The 5836-nt window shown below is 73.0% G+C and carries 6 protein-coding genes; 3 read left to right on the top strand and 3 right to left on the bottom strand.

Going from position 1 to position 5836, the window contains the following annotated elements:
* Positions 1-46 precede the first annotated feature (46 nt).
* The gene (locus G3I65_RS11305; RefSeq protein ID WP_160696064.1) at positions 47-496 is read right to left on the bottom strand and encodes an LEA type 2 family protein; all 450 of its coding nucleotides are present in this window, start codon (positions 494-496) and stop codon (positions 47-49) included.
* Positions 497-942: 446 nt separating this feature from the next.
* Here G3I65_RS11305 and G3I65_RS11300 point away from each other — a divergent pair, with 446 nt between their 5' ends.
* Positions 943-2271 (top strand): jacalin-like lectin, encoded by a 1329-nt coding sequence (locus tag G3I65_RS11300; RefSeq protein ID WP_160696063.1) that lies wholly within the window; start codon positions 943-945, stop codon positions 2269-2271.
* Here G3I65_RS11300 and G3I65_RS11295 read toward each other — a convergent pair.
* Positions 2256-3437, bottom strand: coding sequence for an MFS transporter (locus G3I65_RS11295; protein ID WP_160696062.1), 1182 nt, complete (start codon positions 3435-3437; stop codon positions 2256-2258). The genes G3I65_RS11300 and G3I65_RS11295 overlap by 16 nt on opposite strands.
* A 115-nt stretch (positions 3438-3552) precedes the next feature.
* On the opposite strand from G3I65_RS11295, the gene G3I65_RS11290 reads away from it, so the two are divergent.
* Both G3I65_RS11290 and G3I65_RS11285 read left to right on the top strand, forming a co-directional pair.
* Positions 3553-4434: a LysR family transcriptional regulator gene (locus G3I65_RS11290; RefSeq protein ID WP_160696061.1), complete on the top strand. Its 882-nt coding sequence runs from the start codon at positions 3553-3555 to the stop codon at positions 4432-4434.
* Positions 4435-4465: 31 nt separating this feature from the next.
* Entirely contained in the window at positions 4466-5425 is a 960-nt protein-coding gene (locus tag G3I65_RS11285) for a TIGR01777 family oxidoreductase (protein ID WP_160696060.1), read from the top strand.
* Here the strand turns inward: G3I65_RS11285 and G3I65_RS11280 are convergent.
* Positions 5418-5836: helix-turn-helix domain-containing protein (locus tag G3I65_RS11280; protein ID WP_160696059.1), on the bottom strand; the 419-nt coding region annotated here is incomplete at its 5' end. The two genes, G3I65_RS11285 and G3I65_RS11280, sit on opposite strands and share 8 nt — an antisense overlap.

The raw sequence follows: 5836 nt of genomic DNA, 5'->3' as shown, positions 1-5836 counted from the left end.
CGCGACGGCCGCGAGCGCGCCGGCCCGCCACCTGCGCATCGCCGGATCAGGCGTTGGACGACAGGGTGGCGGTGAGCGGCAGCGTGAACGTCTGGCTCTTGCAGGCGTCCGAGGCGTTGCCGTTCATGGTCGCGGTCAAGGTGTAGGTGCCTTCGCCGCCGGCCGCGATGGTGCCGGCGGGGTTCGTGACGGCCGCGCTCGTGACGGTCGCGGCGGCACAGCCGTTGACTTCGTTCGACGAACCGGCGCTGATGCTGTTGACCACGACCGGGTAGTCGTTGGGGTTGGTGACCTTCACCGTGAACGTGGTCGAACCACCCGGGTAGAGCGCGGTTCCGGTGCCGGAGGAGGAGATCACCGAGGCGACGTCGGTCTTCGAGGTGACCGAGCCGGTGCCGGCGCCGGTGCTCGTCCAGGCCGCGTAGGCGACGCCGGCGACGACGACGGCTCCGGCGGCACCGAGGACGACCGCGGACCGCTTGCTGATCTTGCGCATGGGTTCTCTCCAGGAATTCGCTGTGTCAGGGGAGGCCCGGGCGGGCCGTCACGAAGAGTGTGCGAATCCGGAGGCGTCCGGCACCTCAGGCGACCGGCCCGACTGCGAAGGTCCGAGGTCCCTTGCGCCGTTCGGCCCAGCGTGTTACGCGCGCGGGATCGAGCCGCGGAAACCTCGTTTCACCGCGAAAAAGTTCTGATGCGGGACCGTGACCTGCGGTGATTCGAGGTTCTGGGATCAACTGCCGGAGGTTGGCGCGGCGGGCGTCCGGTAGCCGCCGGTGGGGTGCGCGGTGCCCTTCCCGGCCCCGCGCGGGGATAACTTTCGGTGACAATTCTCCGTGCGATGAAACGCGCCGGCGGCGAACCCTCCGGTCGGCCCTTGACGCGCCTCCCGGCGCGCCCCGATCATTCCCGTCGCTCACCCCCGGGAGAACGAGGTACCCCGTGAAGAACCGCCTCGCCGTCGTGGTGCTCGCGTGCGCCGCCGCCGCGCTGGTCCCCGCCACCGCCCACGCCGACCCCGCCGACGGAGGCACGTTCTCCGTGCTGAGCTACAACGTCGCCGGGCTGCCCGAAGGCATTTCGAGCGCGCCGACCCCGCGCGAGCCCGCCACGACGGCGATCGGGCAGCGGCTGGGCCCGTACGACGTGGTGCACGTCGAGGAGGACTTCAACTATCACGCCACGCTCTACGCGGCCGACCACCACCCGTACCGCACCCCGACCAGCGGCGGCGCGGGGATCGGCAGCGGCCTGAACACGTTGTCCGCACTGCCGTACGACACCGATGACTTCGAGCGCGTGCGCTGGAACTCGTGCCAGTTCGACTCGGGCGACTGCCTGACGCCCAAGGGATTCACGTTCATGCGGCTGAGGCTCGCCGAGGGCGTGTACGTGGACGCGTACAACGTGCACACCAACGCCGGGACGAACGACGGTGACCAGGCGTCGCGCGCGTCGAACCTGGCGCAGCTGACCGCGTTCATCCGGACCCACTCGGCGGGCAACGCGGTGCTCGTCATGGGCGACACGAATACGCGCTACACCCGCGCGGCGGACACGATCGCCGCGTTCGCCGCGGACAACGGCCTCGCCGACGCCTGGGTGAAGCTCGTCCGCGGCGGGTCCGCACCGGCGCCGGGCAGTCCCGCGCTGGTGTGCGATCCCCAGCACGTCACCGACGACTGCGAAGTCGTGGACAAGGTCCTCTACCGCGGCAGCCCGCTCGTGTCCCTCGACGCGACGGCGTATCACAACGAGCACGCGGGGTTCCTCGACGACGCGGGCCGCATGCTGTCCGACCACGACCCGGTCAGCGTCCGCTTCACCTGGACGCGCAACCCGGAACTGCGCCTGTCGGACCAGTTCGGCGGCCCGCACGGCGACTACTTCACCGACGTGGCCGCGATCCCGGCCGGCGCCCGCGTCCGGACGCTTTCGCTGCGCGCCGGCTCACGGGTGGACCAGCTCGGGGTGACGTTCGAGAACGGCACGGCGCTGGTGCACGGCGGTTCCGGCGGGACGGCGGCCGCGCTGACCCTGGCCGCGGGCGAGTACATCACGACCGCGACGGTGTGCCAGGGCAGCTACCAGGGACACACGCGGATCTTCTCGGCGGCGTTCACGACGAGCACCGGCCGCACCCTGGCGGGCGGCACGGCGACCGCGGACTGCGTGACCCGCACGGCGCCGGCGGGCTGGCAGCTCGCGGGCTTCCATGGGCGCGCAGGCGGCGAGGTCGACAAGATCGGGTTCGCCTACACCCGGCGCTGAGCGGTGCGCCGCGCCGACCAGCCGAGCAGGGCGAGTTCCAGTGCCGCGAACCCGGCCAGCACCACGGTGCCCGGCGCGAAGAGCATCGCCAGCCCGACGAGCAGCACCGGCAGCACCAGGCCCGCGTAGGCCGCGAGGAACAGCGCCGCCAGCACTTCGCCGCGGGTGAGGTCGTCCGCGAGCGCCGCTACCGTCCCGACCGACGCGCGGAAGCCGAGGCCGAACCCGGCGCCCGCCAGCACGCTCGCGGCGAAGAACAGGGGAAGCGAGGCCGCGAACGCCGACGCCGTCAGCAGCACGAGCCCGGTGCCCATCAGCACGTACCCGGACCGCAGCTGCGGGCGCGTGCCGAGGCGCGAGAACGCGATCTGGGCGAGTGCCGCGCTGCCCAGCATGGTGAACGGCGCGAGGCCGGCGAGCAGGCGGGACGGCTCGTGCAGTTCGTGCGCCAGCAGCGCCGGGGCCAGCGCCATGAACAGGCCGCTCAGCGCGAACGCCGCGAACGCGCCGATGGCGGCACCGGCGAACTCGCGCCGCGACGACGGCGGGAGCGAGAGCCGCTGCGGGCGGTAGGCCGGGCGCTCTTCCCGGCGTTCGACCGTCTCCGGCACCAGGCTCACCGCGATCGCTTCGAGCAGCAGCACCACCAGGAACACCGCGAACGGCGTGCTCAGCGGGTGGCCGGCGTACCGCGCGAACACCCCGCCCACGAGCGGGCCGAGTGCCAGGCCGCCGGCGTTCACCACGGTCGCGGTGAGGGCCGGGGCGCGCAGCTCGGACAGGTGCGCGGTGGCCGTCGCGGTGATCACGCCAATGCCCGCGCCGCTGACCAGCCGCGCGACGATCAAGCCGGGGACGTCCGGCCAGAGCAGGAACAGGGCGGCGGAAAGTGCCTCCGCGAGCAGCCCGGCGAGCAGGACGCGGCGGCGGCCGAGCCAGTCGCTGACGTGCCCGGCCAGGTACAGGCTCAGCATCACCCCGGCGGCGTACGCGGCGAAGACCACCGTGACGAGGAAGGGCGGAAAGCCGTCGCGCTGCTGGTAAAGCGCGTACAGCGGGGTCGGCACGGTGGAGAACGCGAGCGCGGTGGCGAACGCGACCGCGACGACGCGGAAACCCAGCCCGTGGCTCACGCGGAGCCGGGCGGGGGAGAGGGTGACGGACATCGGGACCTTCCGGGACGCCAAGGGATCTTCCGTGGTCCACGATGTCCCCGCCGACTCAGCAAGTCCAACGAAAAGTGCTGGTGCCAGTTATCGCTCTGGGCGATAAGTTGGGCCGATGGACACGCGTCAGCTCGAATACTTCGTCGCCGTCGCCGAGGAGCTCAGCTTCACCCGGGCCGCCCAGCGGGTGTTCGCGGTGCAGTCCACCGTGTCCGCCGCCGTGCGGTCCCTCGAAGCCGAACTCGGCACGCGGCTGTTCGACCGGTCCACCCGCCGGGTCGCGCTTTCGGCGGCGGGCACGGCGTTCCTGCCCGAAGCCAAGGCCGCGATCGAGGCGGTCGAACGGGCGCGCGCGACCGTCCAGGAGGCGTCGGAAGGCCTGCGCGGCAGCCTCCGCATCGGCACGCTGACGTCGGTCGGCGGCGTCGACCTGCCCGCGCTGCTCGGCGCGTTCCACCGGCGCTACCCGCTGGTGGACATCCACGTGACGGTGTCGATCACCGGGTCCACCGGGCTGGCCGACGAGGTCCGCCAGGGCCGCCTCGACGTCGCGCTGGTGGGCCTGCCCGAGTCCGATCTCGCCGGGCTGGACGTGCTGCGGCTCGACACACGGCCGTTCGTCGTGGTGCTGCCGGCCACGCACCGGCTCGCGGCGCGGAAGGCGGTCCGCCTGGCCGACCTCGCGGGCGAGGCCTTCATCGACACGCCGCGCGGGTTCGGCAACCGGGTGCTGCTGGACCGCGCGTTCGACGCGCTCGGCTCGCCGCGGCGGGTCACCGTCGAGGTCGCGGACCTGCGCCCGGTGCCGGGGTACGTGCGCGCCGGGCTCGGCGTCGCGGTCGTCCCGGACACGTCGGTGCCCGCCGGGTCGGACGTCGTGGTCCGGCCGCTGGCGGGTGCCGGGCTCGACTGGCCGCTCAACCTGGTCACCGCCGGGGCGAAGCCGCCGAGCCGGGCGCTGCGGACGCTGCTCGACCTCGTCGAGAGCAGTATTTGAACGCGTTCAACTCTTTCGGTACGGTGGGGTCATGAAGGTCGTGATACCGGGCGGGACCGGCCACCTGGGGCGCGTGCTGAGCCGCGCATGGGCCGGGAACGGGCATGAGGTCGTCGTCCTGACCCGAGGGGCAGCCACCACGGTGGCGGGGGTCCGCCACGTCCATTGGGACGGGCGGAGCGCGGGTCCGTGGACGAGCGAGATCGACGGCAGCGACGTCGTCGTCAACCTGGCCGGCCGGTCGGTGAGCTGCCGCTACACCCGGGCGAACCTGCGGGAGATGTGGAACTCGCGCATCGACTCGGCCCGCGTCGTCGGCGGCGCGATCGAGCGCGCGGAGCGGCCGCCGCGGGTGTGGCTGCAGATGAGCACGGCGACGATCTACGCCCACCGCCACGACGCCCCGAACGACGAAACCACCGGCGTCCTGGGCGGCGCCGAGCCCGGCGTGCCCGCGTACTGGTCCTACAGCGTCGACATCGCCCGGGCGTGGGAACGCGAGCAGGAGGTCGCCGCCACGCCGCACACGCGCAAGGTCGCGCTGCGGACGGCGATGGTGATGAGCCGCGAGCCCGGCGGCGCGTTCGAGATGCTGCGGCGCCTGACGCGGCTGGGCCTGGGCGGCCCGGTCGCCGGTGGCGCGCAGTACATGTCGTGGATCCACGAGGCCGACCTGCTGCGGGCGATCGGCTTCCTGATCGAGCACCACGAGCTGAGCGGGCCGGTGAACCTGGCGGCCCCGGAACCGTTGCCGTACCGGGAGTTTCTGCGGGTGTTGCGTGCGGCCGCGGGCGTCCCGGTCGGGCTCCCGGCGACGCGCTGGATGGCGGCGCTCGGCGCGTTCGTGCTGCGCAGCGACCCGGAGCTGCTGCTGAAAAGCCGTTTCGTGGTCCCGGGCCGGCTCCTGGACGCCGGTTTCGAGTTCGGCTTCCCGTCCTGGCCCGCCGCGGCGGCGGACCTGCTGCACAGTCCACTCAGGACGGTCAGCTGAGTTCGGCGTTGTCCCGCAACCGCCGCAGCATCAGCGCGAGGTGCAGCCGGAAGCGTCCGGAGGGCGTGTCCACGTCGAAGCCGAGCACGGCCTCCGCCCGCGCGAGCCGGGCCGGCATGGTGCTGTGGTGCCGATGCAGCACGGCGGCCGCCTTGCGGGCCGAGCCGGTCGCACAGAGGGCCGAGAGCGCCGCGAGGGTGTCGCCGCCGTGGGGTTCGGCGGCGAGCTGGTCGAGGGCCTGGACGTCGGGGAGGTCGGCCGGAGCCAGCTTGCCGTCGAGGGCGGCGAGGCTGCCGAGGTCTTGCCAGCGGACCACGGGATCGTCGTCGGAGGTGAACCGGAGCGCGGTGCGGGCGGCGGCCCAGGAACGGGCGACCTCGATGGCGGGCACGGCCGGGCCGACGCCGGTGC

It is taken from the genome of Amycolatopsis sp. SID8362 (genome assembly GCF_010550475.1).
In the GTDB taxonomy this organism is placed as follows: Bacteria; Actinomycetota; Actinomycetes; order Mycobacteriales; family Pseudonocardiaceae; genus Amycolatopsis; species Amycolatopsis eburnea.
The sequence above is the reverse complement of the archived record's forward strand: the minus strand, read 5'-3'. Positions and strand labels throughout refer to the sequence as shown.

Bases quoted from the DNA above. Each gene is read 5' to 3' on its own strand.
- G3I65_RS11295 (WP_160696062.1), bottom strand. From the start codon at position 3,437: ATGTCCGTCACCCTCTCCCCCGCCCGGCTCCGCGTGAGCCACGGGCTG.
- G3I65_RS11290 (WP_160696061.1), top strand. From the start codon at position 3,553: ATGGACACGCGTCAGCTCGAATACTTCGTCGCCGTCGCCGAGGAGCTC.
- G3I65_RS11305 (WP_160696064.1), bottom strand. From the start codon at position 496: ATGCGCAAGATCAGCAAGCGGTCCGCGGTCGTCCTCGGTGCCGCCGGA.
- G3I65_RS11285 (WP_160696060.1), top strand. From the start codon at position 4,466: ATGAAGGTCGTGATACCGGGCGGGACCGGCCACCTGGGGCGCGTGCTG.